This is a genomic window from Enterobacter sp. T2 (genome assembly GCF_010692925.1).
In the GTDB taxonomy this organism is placed as follows: domain Bacteria; phylum Pseudomonadota; class Gammaproteobacteria; order Enterobacterales; family Enterobacteriaceae; genus Enterobacter; species Enterobacter kobei.
The window spans coordinates 4,775,813-4,797,548 of sequence record NZ_CP048736.1 but is presented as its reverse complement, the minus strand read 5'-3'; the positions used below and the strand labels follow the sequence as shown (position 1 = coordinate 4,797,548).

The window sequence follows — 21,736 nt, the reverse complement described above, 5'->3', positions numbered from 1 at the left end:
TATAATTTCCGGATGATCGGATGAACGACCAGGCTTTTACTTTCCAGACATTACACCCGGATACCATTATGGATGCCCTGTTTGAACAGGGCATTCGTGTGGATTCGGGGTTAACGCCTTTAAATAGCTACGAAAACCGTGTCTATCAATTTCAGGATGAGGATCGTCAGCGCTTTGTCGTGAAGTTCTACCGGCCTGAACGTTGGACCGCAGAACAAATTCAGGAAGAGCATCAGTTTGCTCACGATCTGCTGGATGACGATGTCCCGGTTGCCGCACCGATAAAATTCAACAACCAAACGCTGCTGACGCATGAAGGCTTTTATTACGCTGTATTCCCAAGCCTGGGTGGCCGCCAGTTTGAAGCGGATAATATCGATCAAATGGAGTGGGTTGCCCGCTATCTGGGTCGCATTCACCTGACGGGAAGAAAAACGGTATTCACAGCCCGACCGACGATCGGTATTCAGGAATATCTTATCGAGCCGCGCCAGGTATTCGAAACCTCTGCACTGATCCCCACTGGGCTAAAGGCTGATTTCCTCAGCGCCACCGATAAACTTATTGCTGCGGTAAAAACCTGCTGGCGCGATGATATTTCCGTCTTGCGCCTGCACGGCGATTGTCATGCCGGAAATATACTCTGGCGCGATGGCCCGCTGTTCGTCGATCTTGATGATGCGCGCATGGGGCCTGCGGTTCAGGACCTGTGGATGCTGCTGAATGGCGACAAAGCCGAGCAACGCATGCAGCTTGAAACCATTATTGAAGCCTATGAAGAATTTAGCCCGTTTAATTCAGACGAAATTGCCCTGATTGAACCTTTACGTGCGATGCGTTTTGTATATTATCTCGCGTGGTTAATCAGGCGTTGGGACGATCCCGCATTTCCCCGTAATTTCCCGTGGCTTACCGGGGAAGATTACTGGCGCAGCCAGATATCTACATTCACTGAGCAGGTTAAGGTTCTTCAGGAACCCCCGCTGCAATTAACGCCGATGTATTAATAGGACACACCCAGGAGAGAGTTAATCATGAAAAAAATTTGGCTGGCGCTGGCAGGTATGATTCTGGCATTTAGCGCTTCTGCTGCACAATTTACCGACGGCAAACAGTACACTACGCTGGAGAAGCCGGTTGCTGGCGAGCCACAGGTTCTCGAGTTCTTCTCGTTCTACTGCCCGCACTGCTACCAGTTCGAAGAAGTGCTGCATGTTTCTGACAACGTGAAGAAAAAACTGCCGGAAGGCACCAAAATGACCAAGTACCACGTTGAGTTCCTGGGCCCATTAGGTAAAGACCTGACTCAGGCGTGGGCGGTTGCGATGGCACTGGGCGTGGAAGATAAGATCACCGCCCCAATGTTTGAAGCCGTGCAGAAAACCCAGACCGTTCAGACCACAGCGGATATCCGTAAAGTGTTCGTTGATGCCGGTGTGAAAGGGGAAGAGTATGACGCCGCGTGGAATAGCTTTGTGGTGAAATCTCTGGTTGCTCAGCAGGAAAAAGCGGCGTCTGACCTGCAGCTTCAGGGCGTTCCGGCGATGTTCGTTAACGGTAAATATCAGCTGAACATGCAGGGCATGGACACCAGCAGCATGGATATTTTCGTTCAGCAGTATGCTGACACCGTGAAATACCTGGTTGAGAAAAAGTAAGTTCTTAGAGATGAAAACGCCGGTCACTGACCGGCGTTTTTGTATGAAGATTTAATGGTGTCTATCTGCTCGTCTTTTTCTTTCCAGAGTGTATTAAGCCACTGCTGGAAACGACGTTTGAAATTTTTATCGTTAACGTAGTCGCCATGCAGTTCGGCATCGACGGGAACTAAATTCACCCGCACAACAATGTGTGTCAGCTTGCCGCTGAGCATATCGAAGAACGGGGTGTTATCGTTCTTCGGGTAGCAGAGCGTGACGTTGAGTAACTTATCGAACTGAGCACCCAGTACATTAAGCGCCATCGCAATGCCCGCCGCCTTTGGCGGCAGCAGGTTTTGATACGGGGAGCGTGTTTGCTGACGTTTCTCTTCCGTAAACCGGGAGCCTTCCACAAAGTTCACAATGGTTGTTGGATGCGCGCGAAACTTTTCGCAGGAACGGCGGGTGGTCTCTACATCCTTACCACGACGCTCCGGATGACGAAGCAAATAGCTGCGCGAATAGCGTTTCATAAACGGCATATCGAGCGCCCAGCAGGCCAGCCCAATAAAAGGTACCCAGGCAAGTTGTTGCTTGAGGAAGTATTTATTCATCGGGATGTGTTTGCGGAAAAGCACGCATAACACCACGATGTCGGCCCAGCTGTGATGATTACAAATCAGCAGATACCAGTTCTTTTTATTGAGGTTCTCCAGTCCTTCGACATCCCACTTCAGATGCGGGTTCAGACACAACAGGATCGCCAGCCCTTCACACCAACAGTACATCATGAAGTTACAAAACGCTGACACGGCTCGCCACACCGAGGGCACAGGCAGCAGCAGTTTAATGATCCCGGCGATGATGATCGGCACGGAACAGGCGATCGTCACCAGAATAGTTAAAATGATGCTTAACAGTAAGGTTATTGCAGCGAGCAATCTCGACATGATGAGTTTTTTCAGGTGGTTAGCGGTAAGAGCGCGGCCGACACGTCGGCGCTGGGCGCTGATTTTACCAGAAAAACGACAAAGTATTGGCGCTTTCACGCCGTCATTTGACCGCTTTTACCCTGACGCAGAAGATTTCTCTAATATTGCGCACTAATCAGGACTTATATCCACATAGACTAAATTGCCATCAGTAAGCTGTTTTTATGTGATGCGCTTAATTAACAATATGATATCTAATGATTTATTATCAGTCTTGATCTGCAATGGCTGTCTGTTTTTCATTTGAAGTGAAAATATTCACAAACTTATCCACAGTTTGATTTTTGCGAACGATCCTCACGATCGCAAAATCTTTTTCTGTATCGGGACTGAATAACTGATGTTTTCATCCTTATGTGGCATCCTTTACGCATAAATTGATTAAAGGCACGGACATTATGGTTCAGATCCCAGAAAACCCACTTATTCTCGTCGATGGCTCATCTTACCTGTATCGGGCATACCATGCGTTTCCTCCTCTGACCAATAGCGCAGGGGAACCTACCGGCGCAATGTACGGCGTGCTGAATATGCTGCGCAGCCTGATCCTTCAGTATCAGCCAACCCATGCGGCAGTCGTTTTTGATGCGAAAGGCAAAACCTTCCGCGATGAGTTGTTCGAGCATTACAAATCCCACCGTCCGCCTATGCCTGACGATCTACGTGCGCAAATTGAGCCGCTGCACGCCATGGTGAAAGCGATGGGCCTGCCGCTGCTGGCTGTCTCTGGCGTGGAAGCCGACGACGTCATCGGTACGCTGGCGCGAGAAGCAGAAAAAATGGGTCGTCCGGTACTGATCAGCACCGGTGATAAAGATATGGCACAGTTGGTGACGCCAGGCATCACCCTGATTAACACTATGACCAATACCATTCTGGGGCCAGAAGAGGTGGTCACTAAGTATGGCGTGCCGCCGGAACTGATGATCGACTTCCTTGCCTTGATGGGCGACTCCTCGGATAACATTCCTGGTGTGCCCGGCGTCGGTGAAAAAACCGCGCAGGCGTTGCTTCAGGGGCTGGGTGGGTTGGATACGCTTTACGCCGAATCAGACAAAATTGCAGGCCTCTCCTTCCGTGGCGCAAAAACCATGGCCGGCAAACTGGAAGAGAACAAAGAGGTGGCTTATCTCTCTTATAAGCTGGCAACAATCAAAACCGATGTCGAACTGGAACTGGGCTGTGAGCAGCTGGAAGTGCAACAGCCTTCTGCTGACGAATTGCTGAGCCTGTTTAAGAAATACGAATTCAAGCGCTGGACCACTGACGTGGAAGCGGGTAAGTGGCTGCAGGCGAAAGGGGCCAAACCTGCTGCAAAGCCAAAAGAGACGATTGTCGTTGATGCCGAAGAGCAGGCAGAAGAAGAAGCCACAGTCCTCTCCTTCGATAACTACGAAACCATTCTTGAAGAGTCGCAGCTGATCGCCTGGATCGAGAAACTGAAAAAGGCACCGGTGTTTGCCTTTGATACCGAAACTGACAGCCTCGATAATATCTCTGCCAACATGGTGGGTCTGTCCTTTGCAACAGAGCCGGGTATGGCAGCCTATGTGCCTGTGGCGCACGAATATCTGGATGCACCAGAGCAGATCTCTCGCGAACGCGTGCTTGAGCTGCTGAAGCCGATTCTGGAAGACGAAAAGGCGCTGAAGGTCGGGCAAAACCTCAAGTATGACCGCGGTATTCTGCAAAACTACGGCATTGAACTGCGCGGGATTGCCTTCGACACCATGCTCGAATCCTACATTCTGGACAGCGTCGCGGGTCGTCATGATATGGATTCCTTATCTGACCGCTGGCTCAAGCACAAAACTATCACCTTTGAAGAGATTGCCGGTAAAGGAAAAAATCAGCTCACCTTTAACCAGATAGCGCTCGAAGAAGCTGGGCGCTATGCGGCGGAAGATGCTGACGTCACGCTGCAGCTGCATCTGAAAATGTGGCCGAAACTGCAGAAGCATGAAGGTCCGCTCAACGTGTTCCAGCATATCGAAATGCCGCTGGTTCCCGTGTTGTCGCGTATTGAACGCAACGGCGTAAAAATCGACCCTACGGTGCTGCATAACCACTCCGGAGAGTTGGCACAGCGTCTGACCGAGCTTGAGCAGAAAGCCCATGAGCTTGCAGGCGAGCCGTTTAACCTCTCTTCGCCGAAACAGTTGCAAACCATCCTGTTTGAAAAACAGGGCATCAAGCCGCTGAAGAAAACCCCTGGCGGTGCGCCATCCACCTCTGAAGAGGTGCTGGAAGAACTGGCACTGGATTACCCGCTGCCAAAAGTGATCCTGCAGTACCGTGGTCTCGCGAAGCTGAAGTCTACTTATACCGACAAGCTCCCGCTGATGATCAACCCGAAAACGGGCCGGGTGCATACGTCATATCATCAGGCGGTTGCGGCAACCGGTCGACTCTCGTCAACCGATCCAAACCTGCAGAACATCCCGGTGCGTAATGAAGAGGGGCGTCGCATTCGCCAGGCCTTTATTGCACCTGATGACTACCTGATTGTCTCGGCTGACTACTCGCAAATTGAGTTGCGCATTATGGCGCACCTGTCCCGTGACAAAGGCCTGCTGACGGCATTTGCGGAAGGGAAAGATATTCACCGGGCGACCGCAGCGGAAGTGTTCGGTTTGCCGCTGGACAGCGTGACAAACGAGCAGCGCCGCAGCGCAAAAGCGATCAACTTCGGTCTGATCTACGGTATGAGCGCTTTCGGCCTTTCACGCCAGCTCAACATCCCGCGTAAAGAGTCGCAGAAGTATATGGATCTCTACTTCGAACGTTACCCGGGCGTGCTGGAGTACATGGAACGCACTCGCGCTCAGGCGAAAGAGAAAGGTTACGTTGAAACCCTGGATGGCCGCCGTCTTTATCTTCCGGACATCAAATCCAGCAACGCGGCGCGCCGCGCTGGCGCAGAACGTGCCGCGATCAACGCCCCGATGCAGGGAACTGCAGCAGACATCATCAAGCGTGCAATGATTGCCGTGGATGCCTGGCTGGAGAAAGAGAAGCCGCGCGTGAAAATGATCATGCAGGTACACGATGAACTGGTGTTTGAAGTGCATAAAGACGATCTCGACACCGTGTCGAAAAAGATCCACGAATTGATGGAAAGCAGCATGACGCTTGACGTGCCGTTGCTGGTGGAAGTGGGGAGTGGTGAAAACTGGGATCAGGCTCACTAACGGTTCTGTGAATAACGCGCTTTTTATGTAAGTTAGCAACATAACTACGTGCGTTTTGTGACAATCATTAGAATTCCCTATGTAAAGAATGAAAAAAAACTACAAAAAGTGCTTTTTCTGCAGCAAAAAAAGGGGTAGAGTTATCGACGTAGGGTACAGAGGTAAGATGTTCTATCTTTCAGACCTTTTACTTCACGTAATCGGATTTGGCTGAATATTTTAGCCGCCCCAGTCAGTAATGACTGGGGCGTTTTTTATTGTGGCAAAGAAAAGTTCAGGCAAAAAAAAGCGCGGGCTTTGCCGCGCTCAGTATTACTCTTCTTCCGCTTCTGTCGCGGGTTCCAGCTCGTTAAACCAGCTATCGAGCTTCTGGCGCAGCTTGTCTACACCCTGTTTTTTCAGCGAAGAGAAAGGCTCCACCTGTACATCGCCATTGAAGGCCAGTACCGCTTCGCGAACCATATTCACCTGCGCTTTACGCGCACCGCTTGCCAGCTTATCGGCTTTTGTCAGCAGCACCAGCACGGCAATATCGCTTGCGACGGCCCAGTCGATCATCTGCTGATCGAGATCTTTCAGCGGATGGCGAATGTCCATCAGCACCACCAGACCTTTCAGGCACATGCGTTTTTCCAGGTATTCGCCCAGCGCACGTTGCCATTTGATCTTCATCTCTTCAGGCACCTGCGCATAACCATATCCCGGCAAGTCGACCAGGCGTTTGCCTTCAGCCACTTCAAAGAGGTTGATCAGCTGGGTACGGCCAGGCGTTTTTGAGGTGCGCGCCAGGTTCTTCTGATTGGTCAGCGTATTCAGGGCGCTGGATTTCCCCGCATTGGAGGGGCCAGCAAAAGCCACTTCAATACCGGTATCAGATGGCAGGTGGCGAATATCGGGCGCACTGGTGACAAAATGCGTCTGTTGGTAGTTCCAGGTAGTCACGTGGTCGTCTCCAAAATCGTAATCTGGGGGGATTATACCCGAATGCCAACAAAAGGCTTTTCTCATTACACAGAGCTTGCAGGGGAAAGCCCGCACTTGTGTGAGAGATCGGCTCATCATGCTATGGGAGATTTAAGAGAATTCGCAGGTGTCAAAAAAGCCAAACTGTTTTAAATCATAAGCTTATTTCCGGGTAATTGTCTGAAAATCTCTTTTTGCACCGTTTCGTTGCTTGTTAGTTTAAGCGAACAAGGTAAAGTATGCGTCAGGGCGAGGAAGCCAACAGGAATTCGACTTAAGGATTAGGGTCAGGAGCGCCAGGAGGCGAAGACGCAGGACAGTCAGGACGACCGGCGCCTGGAGGCGTTTTAAAAGGAAAGGGAACCGTACACGGACGGTATCAGCCAAGGGATAAACAGGGTTTGTTGTTGGTAAACATGGAATGTCTGACCCGCTAAGGGTTGTGAGTCAGGAAAAAAGGCGACAGATTGCTCTGTCGCCTTTTTTCTTTGCTTGCTTTCTGCTAGATTTCGCCGCAATTCTATACTGAAGAAAACGACTTAAAGACAAAACATCATGAAAAAACCAACCTCCGCAGCGGGTGCTAAACGCCCTGCGAAAGCACGCCGCAAAACGCGCGAAGAACTGAACCAGGAAGCGCGCGATCGCAAACGCGATAAAAAACATCGTGGCCATGCTGCGGGAAGCCGTGCGAACGGCGGTGGTGCAGCTGGCGCTTCTGCAAAAGGCAAACAGCAGAAAGATCCTCGTATCGGCAGTAAAACTCCCATTCCTCTGGGCGTGACAGACACCCCGGTCACTAAGCAGCACAAACCAAAGAGCGAGAAACCTATGCTTTCACCGCAGGCTGAGCTGGATTTGCTGGAGAACGATGAGCGCCTGGACGCGCTGCTGGAACGTCTTGAAGAGGGTGAAACCCTGACCGCTGAAGAGCAATCATGGGTGGATGCCAAACTGGACCGCATTGATGAGCTGATGCAGAAGCTGGGTCTGTCTTATGACGACGAAGACGACGAAGAAGAAGATGAAAAGCAGGAAGATATGATGCGTCTTCTGAAGGGTGGAAACTAACATTTGCACCCGGCAGGTACGATAGTCCTGCTTATAACCCTTCCGGTTATATGTTATCTGGTGTGGTTATTCGTTAAACTACGGCGGTTGTCGCGGCGACAGAAGTGGCTGCGCACCCGAATGATGGCCCGCAACGGGGCCAGAACGGGCCGCCGTATACGAACGCGACACCAACGGAAGGAGTGAGCATGTCAGCACCAACTATCGACTGGGATTTGGCCCTAATCCAGAAATATAACTATTCCGGGCCGCGTTATACGTCATACCCCACTGCGCTGGAGTTCTCCGATGCCTTCGGCGAGGCGGATTTTCAGCAGGCTGTTGCGCGCTATCCTGAGCGCCCGCTGTCGCTCTACGTCCATATTCCGTTCTGCCACAAGCTCTGCTACTTCTGCGGCTGCAATAAAATCGTTACCCGTCAGCAGCATAAAGCCGATCAGTATCTCGATGCGCTCGAACAGGAAATTCTTCACCGCGCACCGCTGTTTAAAGGGCGTCACGTCAGCCAGCTTCATTGGGGCGGCGGCACGCCAACCTACCTGAATAAAGCGCAAATCACGCGTTTGATGACGCTTTTACGCAGCCACTTTAATTTTAACGACGATGCTGAAATCTCGATCGAGGTTGATCCGCGTGAAATTGAGCTGGATGTCCTGGATCACTTACGCGCGGAAGGCTTCAACCGTCTGAGCATGGGCGTGCAGGATTTCAACAAAGAGGTCCAGCGTCTGGTGAACCGCGAGCAGGACGAAGAGTTTATCTTTGCCTTGCTCAATCATGCGCGTGAAATCGGCTTTACGTCGACCAATATTGACCTGATTTACGGCCTGCCAAAACAGACGCCAGAGAGCTTCGCCTTCACTCTGAAGCGTGTGGCCGAGCTTAACCCGGACCGCCTGAGCGTCTTTAACTATGCGCACCTGCCGACGTTGTTTGCCGCCCAGCGTAAAATCAAAGATGCGGATCTCCCTTCTGCTCAGCAGAAACTGGATATCCTGCAGGAAACCATTACTTCTCTGACCGAGACCGGCTATCAGTTTATCGGTATGGATCACTTTGCTCGTCCGGATGACGAACTGGCGATCGCCCAGCGAGAAGGGGTGCTGCACCGCAACTTCCAGGGATACACCACGCAGGGCGATACCGATCTGCTCGGTCTGGGCGTCTCCGCGATAAGCATGATGGGCGACTGCTACGCGCAGAACCAGAAAGAGCTGAAGCTGTATTATCAGCAGGTGGATGAAACCGGCAACGCCCTGTGGCGCGGCATTGCGTTAACCCGTGATGACTGTATCCGTCGCGATGTGATCAAGGCGCTTATCTGCAACTTCCGTCTCGAATTCAGCGATGTTGAGGCGCAGTGGGATCTGCACTTCAGGGATTACTTCGCGGAAGATCTGAAGCTTCTGGCACCGCTGGCGAAAGATGGGCTGGTGGAGGTGTCGGAGAGTGCCGTTGAGGTCACGCCGAAGGGGCGTCTGTTGATTCGTAACATCTGTATGTGCTTTGACGCGTATCTGCGCCAGAAGGCGCGCATGCAGCAGTTCTCGCGGGTAATTTAAGCAGCAATGCCGGGTGTCGCTTCGCTTACCCGGCCTACATTTGCGCTTTTGTAGGCCGGGTAAGGCGAAGCCGCCACCCGGCTTTTCATTGACAGCTCGCTAGCTAAACAGCCCCACCAGCGCCGCACACAAAACAGCCGCAACGGCGGTTTGTGGCGTGTGGCTTTCAACGGCTCCGCTAGAGAGCATATTTACCAAAGTTTCCAGCATGATCGACACCCTCAATTTCCGGGCACGATCATACAAAACTCATCAGAACAGTAAAGCGCAAAATAACGGCAATTTGCGCTCAATTAATAACCTTTACACTTCGGGTAAGATTACTCCATTCCCAGCTCTTTAAGCTTGCGCGTCAGGGTATTACGCCCCCATCCCAACAGGCGGGCGGCTTCCTGCTTATGGCCTTGCGTATGACGAAGCGCGGTGGTCAACAACGTACGTTCCATCTCTGGCTGGGCTTCAGACAACAAGTTTTGATGACCGGAACGCAGCGCGCGGTCGGCCCATTGTGCCAGCAGCGTCGCCCAGCTGTCCGGCAACGCGTGACCGGTGCTGCTCTCAGGCGCGGTCGCTTCAAACAGTTCGGCCGGTAAATCCTGAATTAACACTTCCTGCCCGGCTGCCATTACGGTTAACCAGCGACAGGTATTCTCCAGCTGACGCACGTTGCCTGGCCACGCCAGACGCGTCAGGGCGGCATCGGTTTCCGGGTGAAGCTGCTTGGCTTCCACACCCAGCTCGCGGGCGGCCACCTGCAGGAAATGGCGCGCCAGGCGGGGAATATCTTCCCGGCGCTCACGCAGCGGCGGCAGATGAACGCGAATCACGTTCAGGCGATGGAATAAATCCTCACGGAATTTGCCTTCCTGTACGCGTTGCTCCAGGTTCTGGTGCGTCGCGGCGATAATGCGCACGTCCACCTTCACCGGCGCGTAGCCGCCCACGCGATAAAACTGCCCGTCGGCCAGCACGCGCAACAGGCGGGTCTGAACATCCAGCGGCATATCGCCGATCTCGTCCAGGAAAAGCGTCCCGCCATCAGCCTGTTCGAAGCGCCCCTGGCGAATGGTATTCGCGCCGGTAAAGGCCCCCTTCTCGTGGCCGAACAGCTCGGACTCAATCAAATCTTTTGGGATCGCGGCCATATTCAGGGCGATAAACGGCGCTTTTGCTCGCGGGCTGTGGCGATGCAAGGCATGCGCCACAAGCTCTTTACCAGTTCCCGACTCACCGTTAATCAGCACGCTGATGGATGAACGCGACAGACGGCCAATAATGCGAAACACATCCTGCATCGCTGGCGCTTCGCCGATGATGTCGGTGGTAGGCCCAAAATCGGGCGCGTGACGCGGCTGTTGCTGCTCCTGGTAATGGCTAATCGCACGCTCAACCAGTGCCACCGCCTCATCGATATCAAACGGTTTGGGCAGATAATCGAACGCCCCTTGCTGATAGGCACTCACAGCGGCATCCAGATCGGAGTGTGCCGTCATTATGATGACCGGAAGCATAGGGTGGCGTTGTTTAATCTGCTTTAAAAGCGCCAGCCCGTCCATGCCCGGCATGCGAATATCCGAAAGCAGAACGTCTGGCGTTTTGGTGGTGAGTGCATCGAGCACGTCGCTGCCGCTCTCAAACGTCGTGCAGCTTAATCCTGCCCCTGTGAGCGCGCGTTCAAGCACCCAACGGATGGAGCTATCGTCATCGACTACCCAGACTATCCCTCGTTGCATAAACGTCACCTTTATTTTTTAATCGGCAGGAAAACCGAAAACTCGGTATGTCCCGGCCAACTGGTAAATTCAATTTTTCCGGAGTGCTGATCGATCAAGCTGCGGGCGATAGATAAGCCCAGGCCGGTCCCGCCTTCGCGACCGCTGACCATCGGATAAAACAGAGTGTCCTGAAGATGGGAGGGAATACCGGGCCCGTTATCCTCGACGTCGATGCGCGCCGCCAGCCGATAGCGCACGCCGTGTAAGGTGAGCTGGAAGGCGGTACGGGTACGTAAAATAATCTCGCCCCCTTCAGGTCCCAGCGCCTGCAGGGCATTGCGGACAATATTCAACAGGACCTGCTCAATTTGATCCGGGTCATGCGCCAGTTCCGGCAGGCTGGGGTCGTAATCACGCACCAGCGTGACGTTCTCCGGCAGCTCCATCGAGACGAGTTTCACGACGCGTTCAGCCACCTTGTGAATGCTTTCCGTAACATGCATTCCCGGCTGTTGCGGCCCCAGAAGACGGTCAACCAGATTACGCAGACGGTCCGCCTGCTCAATGATGACGTTGGTGTACTCCGCCAGCGCAGGATCGGGTAACGCCTTGGTCAGAAGCTGCGCCGCACCGCGTAACCCACCCAGCGGGTTTTTGATTTCATGCGCCAGACCACGCACCAGGTCACGGGCGGCAATTTGCTGCGCATGCTGGAGCTGCTCCTGGCTCAGGCGACGCTGATTATCCATCGGCGCCATTTCAAGCAGGATCATCCCTTCTGGAAGCCGTTGCGCAGTCAGCGACAGAATATGCGAGCGCCCGTCGATCACCAGCGTCACTTCGTTATCGGTAAACCCCTGGCCGGCCTGCAAACTTTCCTGCATCAGGCCAATATTCAGCGAAAAATAGCTCAGGAGTTCCGGAAGCGGGGTACCAAACAGTTTCCGCGCGCTTTGGGCCAGCAGCTGCTGCGCCGCCGGGTTGGCGTAATGAACGGCCAGCTCGTCGTCGACCAGCAAGATACTGTTAATTAAAGAATTGAGGATCTGCCCAGCATCGGGCAGCGTGCCAGTTGCCATTCAGCAGTCTCCTGGAGTCGTTGCACTGTTTTAGTGCAGTATAGCTTTTTCGGCGTAAAAAGCGCGTGAGATCAGGTTGTTGGTGGAGAAAAAAGCCCATCCGGAGATGGGCTAAAAGTTTCCACGGCAACTACTCCCGGCGCTTGTCACGCCGGGTAAAACAACTTAATTAAACGCTGTAGTACAGTTCGAACTCAACCGGGTGTGGCGTCATGCGCACGCGGTCGTTCTCTTCGGTACGCAGGGCGATGTAAGCATCGATAGCGTCGTCAGTGAACACGCCGCCCGCCGTCAGGAACTCACGGTCTGCGTCCAGCGCCTGCAGGGCTTCTTCCAGAGAGCCAGCAACCTGTGGGATCTCTTTCGCTTCTTCTGGCGGCAGGTCGTACAGGTTTTTGTCCATCGCTTCGCCTGGGTGGATCTTGTTCTTGATACCGTCCAGACCGGCCATCAGCAGTGCTGCGAAGCACAGGTATGGGTTAGCCGCTGGGTCCGGGAAGCGAACTTCGATACGACGCGCTTTAGGAGACGCCACCACCGGGATACGGATAGAAGCAGAACGGTTACGCGCAGAGTAAGCCAGCATGACTGGTGCTTCGTAGCCCGGGACCAGACGCTTGTAGGAGTTCGTGGTTGGGTTCGCCAGGGCGTTGATCGCTTTAGCGTGTTTGATAACGCCGCCAATGTAGTACAGCGCCTGCTCAGACAGACCAGCATATTTGTCGCCAGAGAACAGGTTGGTGCCGTTCTTGGACAGAGACATGTGGCAGTGCATACCGGAACCGTTATCGCCAAACATCGGTTTTGGCATGAAGGTCGCGGTTTTACCGAAACGGTGCGCAACGTTATGCACAACGTATTTGTAGATCTGAATTTCGTCCGCTTTTTTGGTCATGGTGTTGAAGCGGGTAGCCACTTCGTTCTGACCCGCAGTCGCGACTTCGTGGTGGTGAGCTTCAACCACCAGGCCCATTTCTTCCATCACCAGACACATGGTGGAACGGATGTCCTGTGCAGAGTCGACCGGTGGAACCGGGAAGTAACCGCCTTTCACGCCTGGACGGTGACCTTTGTTACCACCTTCGTATTTGGTGGAGGAGTTCCATGCACCTTCGATGTCGTCGATTGCTACGTGGGAGCCAGAAATAGAGGCACCGAAACGGATGTCATCGAACAGGAAGAACTCTGGCTCTGGCCCGAACAGCACGGTGTCCGCGATGCCGGTAGAACGCAGGTACTCTTCAGCGCGTTTAGCGATAGAACGTGGGTCGCGGTCGTAGCCCTGCAGCGTGCCTGGCTCGAGGATGTCGCAACGGATGATCAGGGTTGGTTCTTCGAAGAACGGATCAATGACCGCGGTGGTCGCATCTGGCATCAGAACCATGTCGGATTCGTTAATGCCTTTCCAGCCACCAATGGAGGAGCCGTCAAACATTTTGCCTTCTTCAAAGAATTCGGCGTTCACCTGATGAGCAGGGATTGTGACGTGCTGTTCTTTACCTTTGGTATCGGTGAAGCGCAGATCAACAAACTTCACTTCATGTTCGTTCAGCATCGTCAAAACGTGTTCAGCGGACATACTTAACTCTCCAGATTGGTCATTGTCGTCGTGGTAACGAGGTCTTCAATTTCTGTTTGTACTGGCCGTGTGCCATGTATTTTTATAAAGCGAAATCTGTGCCAACTTTTAAAACACCCCAAAAAGGCGTTATCATGCGCACCATAGTGCAAAAGGGCTGCACCACAATGGATTTGTTGCACCAGTATAGTGCTTCAATGTGAACATTGAGCACCATATTGGTGCAATTTACGTTAAAGTGCCCTTTTACCGCTCCGTGAAAGCGATCACAAAGCATCTCTGCAATACTTGTTTGCGGGGGATGTTTGTGATCCTGTTTTGTAGTGCGATTAATCCGTGTACAATAACGCGCTATTTCTAAATGCCTGAGGCAAAGTTGTGATCGAAAATTTGCGTAACATCGCCATCATCGCGCACGTAGACCATGGTAAAACTACCCTGGTTGACAAGCTGCTGCAGCAATCCGGTACGTTTGATGCGCGTGCCGAAACCCAAGAACGCGTGATGGACTCCAACGATTTGGAGAAAGAGCGTGGGATTACCATCCTCGCGAAAAACACCGCGATTAAATGGAATGACTACCGTATCAACATCGTTGATACCCCAGGGCACGCCGACTTCGGTGGTGAAGTTGAACGTGTAATGTCCATGGTAGACTCCGTTCTGCTGGTCGTTGACGCAATGGATGGCCCAATGCCACAGACGCGCTTCGTGACCAAAAAAGCTTTTGCCCATGGTCTGAAGCCAATCGTTGTTATCAACAAAGTTGACCGTCCTGGCGCGCGTCCTGACTGGGTTGTTGACCAGGTCTTCGACCTGTTCGTTAACCTCGACGCGACCGACGAGCAGCTGGACTTCCCTATCGTTTACGCGTCTGCGCTGAACGGTATCGCTGGTCTGGACCATGAAGACATGGCTGAAGACATGACCCCGCTGTATCAGGCGATTGTTGACCGTGTTCCTGCGCCAAACGTTGACCTGGACGGCACCCTGCAGATGCAGATCTCCCAGCTCGACTACAACAACTATGTTGGCGTCATCGGCATTGGTCGTATCAAGCGCGGTAAGGTGAAGCCTAACCAGCAGGTCACTATCATTGATAGCGAAGGCAAAACCCGTAACGGTAAAGTCGGTAAAGTCCTGACTCACCTGGGTCTTGAGCGTATCGAGAGCGACATCGCGGAAGCGGGCGACATCATCGCGATCACCGGTCTGGGCGAGCTGAACATCTCCGACACCATCTGCGATCCGCAGAACGTCGAAGCGCTGCCTGCTCTGTCCGTTGATGAACCAACCGTATCCATGTTCTTCAACGTCAACACCTCTCCGTTCTGTGGTAAAGAAGGTAAATTCGTTACCTCTCGTCAGATCCTTGACCGCCTGAACAAAGAGCTGGTGCACAACGTTGCGCTGCGCGTTGAAGAAACTCAGGATGCTGACGCATTCCGCGTTTCGGGTCGTGGCGAGCTGCACCTGTCAGTCCTGATCGAAAACATGCGTCGTGAAGGTTTCGAGATGGCGGTTTCCCGTCCGAAAGTTATCTTCCGCGAAATCGACGGCCGTAAACAAGAGCCGTTTGAGAACGTAACGCTGGACGTTGAAGAGCAGCACCAGGGTTCTGTTATGCAGGCACTGGGCGAGCGTAAAGGCGACCTGAAAAACATGAATCCAGATGGCAAAGGCCGCGTACGTCTCGACTACGTGATTCCAAGCCGTGGCCTGATCGGCTTCCGTTCTGAGTTCATGACCATGACCTCCGGTACCGGTCTGCTGTACTCCACCTTCAGCCACTACGACGACGTGCGTCCGGGCGAAGTGGGCCAGCGTAACAACGGCGTGCTGATCTCCAACGGTCAGGGTAAAGCGGTTGCGTTCGCGCTGTTCGGTCTGCAGGATCGCGGTAAGCTGTTCCTGGGTCACGGTGCAGAAGTTTACGAAGGCCAGATCATCGGTATTCACAGTCGTTCTAACGACCTGACCGTAAACTGCCTGACCGGTAAGAAACTGACCAACATGCGTGCGTCCGGTACTGACGAAGCAACGGTTCTGGTTCCACCGATCAAGATGACTCTGGAGCAGGCTCTGGAATTCATCGATGACGACGAACTGGTCGAAGTGACTCCACAGTCAATTCGTATCCGTAAACGTCACCTGACCGAGAACGATCGTAAACGTGCTATGCGCGGTGCGAAAGAAGACTAATACGGTCAATCCGTAGTAAAAAAGCCGCTGAGAAATCAGCGGCTTTTTTGTTAGAACGAGTACCGTAACCCCAGGCGAATTCGGTACTGCTCGCGGTTGTAATCATTCCATCTGTCCAGCCACTGAAGTTCGAGGTACGGCAGCCAGTTTCTGTCGATCTTATAGCTGAATTTATTGGTGATTTCCCAGTGATGGTCTTTGCCATTTTTGCTGTGATAATCATTCACCCGCTGGAAAAAGTGCGGTTCAAACGTGTAGAAAAACGCATCCGTTACTTTGAAATTCCAGTAGTTGGCAAACTCGTGCGTGTCGTTCTTATCCATCTGACCGTTATAGTCCGGCGTATCGTAATTGTTATGGTTATAGCGATAGCGGAAGGTCAGGTTAAACCAGTCGATGAATTTATAGTTGGTGTCCAGATAGACGGCACCACCCGAACCGGCGCTGCTGTCATTAATCAATCCGCCGGGCTGGAAGGTGAGTTTGTCGGTGGGTTTAAAGAGCGGATACCATCCCTCTATTTCGTTATAGCTGTGCTTCAGCTCATCCCATTTCCCCACGTTATAGGCATTGGTGAACATCAGCCCCGCGCCCATATCAAAGTTATATCCCGCACGCAGGATCACCTCGTGCAGTTCAGAGGCCGTATTGTAAGCTTCGCGGGTTTCGACATAGGCCCCGGCAAATACCGGGCAGGACACAGACGACACGATCAGTACAGTGATGATTCTTTTCATAATTTGTCCATGTATCAGGTACAGAAAGGCCTCCCTCCTGATTAACAGGAAGGACATATTGGCCGGATTTATTGTTATAAAGTGACTGCTGACGCTTTATTGTTGGTGGTTATCTCAGGGGTATTCGCTGATTGTTTTTTCCGTTTTCCAATCTCCTCGATAATAAAGGCGAAGCGCGCTTCGTTGAGTTTATAAAACAGCCCCATGGTCACAGCGGCGACGATTGCCAGACCGCATGGCCAGAGGAAAATAAGCTGACGCAATCCCAGCAGCGTGCCCGCGCTTTGAACGGCATGGGGAACGTAGCCAATCTGGGTCAGCATGATGCCGGGCAGGAAGCCAGCGAGGGCGGCGGATATTTTGCGCGAGAAGGTATAACCGGTGTAAACCGACCCTTCGGCGCGGATGCCGGTTTTCCATTCGCCATAATCGACGGTATCCGGCACCAGCGCCCAGTTCAGGCTGTTCACAAACGCCGTGCCGAAGAAGGCCATACAGGAAAACAGCACAAACAGCAGGGAGCTGGTCCCCCAGAAGAAGTTCAGCACGTCACCCACTGCCCACAGTGCCAGCCCACCCAGATACACCGGCTTCTTGCCAAAGCGCTTCACCGCGCCGGGCACCAGAAACACGCCAATCAGAATGCAGCCCATGCTGAAAAAACCCATCCACGACAGCAGATGAAGATCGTTCAGCACGTACTGGGTGTAATAGACCTGAATCGCCAGCTTGATGTTAAACGCGGCGAGGGTACACAGGTTGGCGATGCACAGCACCAGCAGTGGCGGGTTGCGGAAAATCGCGCAGAACGATTTCAGAATGCCGGGCTTATGGTGATCGGGCGTGAGCTCCACGTAGCGCTCTTTCACACCGCTGTAGCACCACCACATGCAGAACAGGCCACCCGTCACAAACACCAGCGCGGCCACCAGATAACCGAGTGAGGGCTGGTGGATGAACAGTGCCTGAATGGGCATAAAGCCCACGGTGCAGAGCAACAGCCCCACCGTCGCGCCGCCCTGACGCCAGGCGGCAAGCTGCGCACGCTCGTTCGGGTTTTTGGTGATGGCCGGAACCATCGCGCCGTAGGAGCAATTCATCAGGCTATAGCACAGGCCAAACAGCATAAAGAGCACCGTGGCGAGCGCCGTTTTCACCGTCAGGCTAAAGTCGTTGGCCATAAACTGCGCCGTCGCGACCAGCGCCACCGGGACGGAGGCGTAGAGAATGAATGGCCGGAATTTTCCCTTCTTACCGATATTCCGCCGGGAGTCCAGCAGCACGCCGGTCAGCATGTCGGTAAACGCGGTGAAGAATTTCGCTACCAGGAAAATAATGCCGCCATAGAACGCGGGCATGCCCAGTTCATCCGTGTAAAACTTCAGCAGATACAGCGTGCCAATACACAGCATCAGGTTCGAGCCAAAATCGCCCATCCCGTAGGCGCACTTCTCACGCAGGCTCAATTTCAGGGTTAACGGATCAATATTATCTCTCATGGTCGATCCTCAGAGCGCCCCGCAGGGCGCTCTATCACGTCATTTATGCCGTACGCTTGCGCAGTTCGATCTCTTCGACGATGCGCACATACATCTTCTCGTTGAGGTTGTAGAAGCAGCCCATCGCCACGATGGTGATGACCGCCAGCAGACTTGGATAGATAAATATCAGCTGCCGCAGCCCTTCAACCGTACCGGCGGATTGCACTACGTTGGGCACATAGCCGATCTGCGTGAGCATGATCCCCGGGAAGAAGCCCGCCAGCGCCTGAGATACCTTGCGGAAGAAGGTAAAGCCGGTATAGACCGTTCCCTCGGAGCGCACGCCGGTGCGCCACTCGCCGTACTCCACGGTGTCGGAGACCAGCGCCCAGTTCAGGCTGTTCACAAACGCGGAACCGAAGAACGCGAGGCAGGAGAACGCCACAAAGCTCACCGAGCCGCCGCCGAAGAAGTAGTTGAGCAGATCGCCGGCCACCCAAATCATCAGCCCGCTGATGTAGACCTTTTTCTTACCGAAGCGCCGCACCGCGCCGGGCATCATAAAGACGCCGATAAAAATACAGCCCATGCTGAAGAAGCCCATATACGACAGCAGAATCGGGTCGTTCAGCACGTACTGCGTGTAGTAGACCTGGATGGCGAGCTTGACGTTAAAGGCACCCAGCGTGCACAGGTTAGCGATGCACAGAATAAACAGCGGTCGGTTCCCGGCGATGGCGCGAAAAGACTGCAACAGCCCCGGCTTTTGCGCCGGATTGGCAGGCTGCATCTCGACGTAACGCTCGGTCACGCCCTTATAGCACCACCACATAAAGAACAGCCCGAACAGCGAGAAGAGGGTGGCGGCAAAGATATAGCCTAGCTGATCGTTGCCCTCAATCAGGTTCATCACCGGGACAAAGCCCACGGTACAGAGCAGCAGGCCGAGCGTGGCACCGCCCTGACGCCATGCGGCCAGCGAGGCGCGCTCGTCCGGGTTTTTGGTAATGGCGGGCACCATCGCGCCGTAAGAACAGTTCATCATGCTGAAGAACAGGCCGTACAGCATAAACAGCACGGTTGCCATCACCGTTTTACCGGTCACCTCAAACGGCGTGCCCACGAAGTTGGCAATCGCCAGCAGCGTCACCGGGAAGGCGGCGTACAGCACGAACGGGCGGAATTTCCCTTTCGGGCCAATCTTGCGCCGGGAGTCGAGCATGATCCCGGTGCCCATATCGGTGAAGGCGGTAAAGAACTTCGCAATCAGGAAGATGATCCCGCCGTAGGTGCCCGGCAGCCCCAGCACGTCGGTGTAAAACTTCAGCAGATACAGCGTGCCGATATCCAGCAGGATGTTAGAGCCGAGATCGCCCATCCCGTAGGCGAGTTTCTCTTTAAACGGCAGGCGCAGGGTTGCCGGATCAGAAGTATGTTGACTCATTATTGTTCTCCGTCTGCCCGCAGGTTTCCCTGCGGGCGAGCCTTATCAGATATGACGTAAGGTGCTAAACAGATCTGCCCATTCACTGTGCTGGCGATAGAAGACCGGTGGCTTGCCGAGTGGGGCATCAACGGTCACGTCACCGCCCTGGCAGCATTCCCCGGTCCACGCATTCACCCAGTTGTCCTGCGGCAGATAGAGCGTCCAGTCCGTGCGCCCCTCTTCGTGAACGGGCGCCACCAGCAGATCGCGGCCAAACAGATACTGGTATTTCAGCGTGTAGGCGCGTGCGTCGTCCTCGTAGTGCAGGAACAGCGGGCGCATCACCGGCAGGCCGCTTTTCGCGTTCTGCGCGACGGCGGCTTTGATATACGGCTTAAGGGTGGTGAAAACGGTGGTCATGCGCGCGAAGTGCGCGATGGTTTCCGCATCGCCGTCGAACTGCCAGTTATCGCCAGGACGGTTACCTTCGTGGGTGCGCATCATCGGCGTGAAGGCGTTAAAATCGCACCAGCGCAGCAGCAACTCTTTACTGCGCTTCATCTCGAACAGGGTGGTATAGCCGCCGATGTCGCTGTGGTGCAGGCCATGCCCGGTCATCGCCAGAGACAGCGCCGCAGGCACCACGGATGCCAGACCGTCGTCCAGGCTCCAGTCGACGTTCTGATCTCCCGCCCACATCATCACCGAGTGCTTCTGGCTGCCGGTGTAGCCTGCGCGCATAAAGAACAGGATCTCGCCAAGTTTGCCGGTCTCCTCCAGCGCCTCGTAGTTACATTTGGCCCACAGGGCTGGCCACGCGTTGTGCATGATCTCTGCGCTAACGCCGTTGTGCAGGAACGTGTCAGTCGGAAGATATTCCCCGAAATCGGCCATCCAGCCGCCGCAGCCCAGTTCGATCAGGTTCTTTTTGATGACCTCTTTGTACCAGTCGTAGGCTTCAGGATTGGTCAGGTCGATGACGCCCGCATAGAACTCGCCAAACTCGACGTGGTAGTCCTTGCCGTCGGCATTTTTAGTCAGATAGCCGCGTTTCGCTGCTTCTTCGCAGAGATCTTTATCGCTGGCGACGTACGGGTTGATGTAGGAGAGGAACTGCACGCCTTCCTGTTTCCATTGTGGAATACGCTCGTCAAGCTGTGGGTACAGCTCGCTGTTCCACTTCCAGTTCCACATCACGCGTTTGCCGAAGGAGGTCATGCGAATGCCGGACCAGTCCTGCGCCCAGATGCCGTTCACCTTCACGCCCCCTTTGCGCATGACGTCGAGCTTCTGCTGACAGACCTCGGTGCCGCCCTGAATACCCAGCGTCACGCCGTCGTAAACCCAGTCCGGCAGTTCAGGCTGACGCCCCAGCAGTCCGGTGAGTTTTTCCAGCAGGCCGACGTAGGTTTCCGCACAGTCGAAGCGCAACGTGGCGGTATCTTCCCAGAACGCCAGTTCGTGGAAGTCCGGCGCGCTGAAGTCAAAATTCATGTAGCAGCTGTTGTCCACGTGGCAGTAGTACTTCTGGGTGCTCACGAAGGTAGGCTGTGGGAAGAAGGTCCAGTAGTAATCGCCGCCTGCGTTCTCTTTGCAGTCGGCCTGCCAGGTCACGTAGGTTTGCTTGTTACGGCCCACGCCTTGTTCGCTGGTCCACAGCGGGAACGGCTTGCCGCGCAGATCGAAATAAGAGAACTGCTCGCCGCAGCCGTAAATGTGATCTTCTGGCTGAGCCGCCAGCCGCAGCCAGATGCGGTTATGGCGGGTGGCATCGTTTTTAAGCTTCATCTCCAGGCGGCCTTCGCCATCCACGCCCACCAGCAGCGTCGCGCTGACCGCATCGCCACGGGTAAAGCGGATCGCCCAGCCCGCGCTTTGCTGCGTGACGGTTGCGTCCGTCAGCGCGATCTTTTCGTTTAGTTTGTCCTTGATGCTGAAATTGCCGCGAAACATCTCAATATCGGCGACGCCTGCACCGATCCACAGGCAGGGCGCATCCGCGGTATGGGACAAAATCAGGCGGTTTTCCCAGTGCAGGGTGAAACCCCTTTCGTTATTTTTCAGGTCAATATTGTGTAGGGTACGCATAAAAACTCCG

17 protein-coding genes are annotated in these 21,736 nt (G+C 53.9%); 7 read left to right on the top strand and 10 right to left on the bottom strand.

Annotated elements, in window-relative coordinates:
• Positions 1-20 precede the first annotated feature (20 nt).
• Both G0034_RS22930 and dsbA read left to right on the top strand, forming a co-directional pair.
• Complete coding sequence (locus G0034_RS22930; RefSeq protein ID WP_179121289.1) at positions 21-1,007, top strand: serine/threonine protein kinase; 987 nt, start codon at positions 21-23, stop codon at positions 1,005-1,007.
• 27 nt (positions 1,008-1,034) lie between these two features.
• Positions 1,035-1,658 carry a thiol:disulfide interchange protein DsbA gene (dsbA, locus tag G0034_RS22925; RefSeq protein WP_014885768.1) on the top strand — a complete coding sequence of 208 codons (624 nt, stop codon included), beginning with the start codon at positions 1,035-1,037 and terminating at the stop codon, positions 1,656-1,658.
• Between the two features lie 23 nt (positions 1,659-1,681).
• On the opposite strand, the gene yihG is transcribed toward dsbA, so the two are convergent.
• A complete protein-coding gene (gene yihG, locus G0034_RS22920; protein WP_032637788.1) occupies positions 1,682-2,590 on the bottom strand; it encodes a 1-acylglycerol-3-phosphate O-acyltransferase, YihG family in 909 nt (302 codons plus the stop codon).
• A gap of 440 nt (positions 2,591-3,030) precedes the next feature.
• On the opposite strand from yihG, the gene polA reads away from it, so the two are divergent.
• Together polA and spfP are read left to right on the top strand one after the other, a co-directional pair.
• Positions 3,031-5,823, top strand: a complete 2,793-nt coding sequence (gene polA, locus G0034_RS22915; protein WP_179121288.1) for a DNA polymerase I — start codon at positions 3,031-3,033, stop codon at positions 5,821-5,823.
• Positions 5,824-5,989: 166 nt separating this feature from the next.
• Positions 5,990-6,037 (top strand): small protein SpfP, encoded by a 48-nt coding sequence (gene spfP, locus G0034_RS23700; protein WP_071892919.1) that lies wholly within the window; start codon positions 5,990-5,992, stop codon positions 6,035-6,037.
• A 98-nt stretch (positions 6,038-6,135) separates the two neighbouring features.
• Here the strand turns inward: spfP and yihA are convergent, their stop codons facing one another.
• Positions 6,136-6,765: a ribosome biogenesis GTP-binding protein YihA/YsxC gene (gene yihA / locus G0034_RS22910; protein WP_179121287.1), complete on the bottom strand. Its 630-nt coding sequence runs from the start codon at positions 6,763-6,765 to the stop codon at positions 6,136-6,138.
• 576 nt (positions 6,766-7,341) lie between these two features.
• Here yihA and yihI point away from each other — a divergent pair.
• Positions 7,342-7,857 carry a Der GTPase-activating protein YihI gene (yihI, locus tag G0034_RS22905; protein ID WP_014885763.1) on the top strand — a complete coding sequence of 172 codons (516 nt, stop codon included), beginning with the start codon at positions 7,342-7,344 and terminating at the stop codon, positions 7,855-7,857.
• A 188-nt stretch (positions 7,858-8,045) separates the two neighbouring features.
• Positions 8,046-9,419: an oxygen-independent coproporphyrinogen III oxidase gene (gene hemN / locus G0034_RS22900; protein ID WP_047624616.1), complete on the top strand. Its 1,374-nt coding sequence runs from the start codon at positions 8,046-8,048 to the stop codon at positions 9,417-9,419.
• A gap of 99 nt (positions 9,420-9,518) precedes the next feature.
• Here hemN and G0034_RS22895 read toward each other — a convergent pair whose 3' ends face one another.
• From G0034_RS22895 to glnA, 4 genes are all read right to left on the bottom strand, one after another.
• Positions 9,519-9,629: a YshB family small membrane protein gene (locus G0034_RS22895; protein ID WP_023331639.1), complete on the bottom strand. Its 111-nt coding sequence runs from the start codon at positions 9,627-9,629 to the stop codon at positions 9,519-9,521.
• Between the two features lie 110 nt (positions 9,630-9,739).
• Positions 9,740-11,152, bottom strand: coding sequence for a nitrogen regulation protein NR(I) (glnG, locus tag G0034_RS22890; protein WP_014885761.1), 1,413 nt, complete (start codon positions 11,150-11,152; stop codon positions 9,740-9,742).
• Between the two features lie 11 nt (positions 11,153-11,163).
• Positions 11,164-12,213: a nitrogen regulation protein NR(II) gene (gene glnL / locus G0034_RS22885; protein ID WP_014885760.1), complete on the bottom strand. Its 1,050-nt coding sequence runs from the start codon at positions 12,211-12,213 to the stop codon at positions 11,164-11,166.
• 169 nt (positions 12,214-12,382) lie between these two features.
• A complete protein-coding gene (glnA, locus tag G0034_RS22880; RefSeq protein WP_008501856.1) occupies positions 12,383-13,792 on the bottom strand; it encodes a glutamate--ammonia ligase in 1,410 nt (469 codons plus the stop codon).
• 378 nt (positions 13,793-14,170) lie between these two features.
• On the opposite strand from glnA, the gene typA reads away from it, so the two are divergent.
• Entirely contained in the window at positions 14,171-15,994 is a 1,824-nt protein-coding gene (gene typA / locus G0034_RS22875; RefSeq protein ID WP_032635191.1) for a ribosome-dependent GTPase TypA, read from the top strand.
• Between the two features lie 50 nt (positions 15,995-16,044).
• Here the strand turns inward: typA and ompL are convergent, their stop codons facing one another.
• The 4 genes from ompL to G0034_RS22855 form a co-directional block, all read right to left on the bottom strand.
• On the bottom strand, positions 16,045-16,731 hold the full coding sequence (gene ompL, locus G0034_RS22870) for a porin OmpL (protein WP_014885758.1): 687 nt from the start codon (positions 16,729-16,731) through the stop codon (positions 16,045-16,047).
• Positions 16,732-16,805: 74 nt separating this feature from the next.
• Entirely contained in the window at positions 16,806-18,230 is a 1,425-nt protein-coding gene (locus G0034_RS22865) for an MFS transporter (protein ID WP_032635189.1), read from the bottom strand.
• A 43-nt stretch (positions 18,231-18,273) separates the two neighbouring features.
• Positions 18,274-19,656, bottom strand: coding sequence for an MFS transporter (locus G0034_RS22860; RefSeq protein WP_014885756.1), 1,383 nt, complete (start codon positions 19,654-19,656; stop codon positions 18,274-18,276).
• Positions 19,657-19,701: 45 nt separating this feature from the next.
• Positions 19,702-21,726, bottom strand: a complete 2,025-nt coding sequence (locus G0034_RS22855; RefSeq protein WP_023336487.1) for an alpha-glucosidase — start codon at positions 21,724-21,726, stop codon at positions 19,702-19,704.
• Positions 21,727-21,736 lie beyond the last annotated feature (10 nt).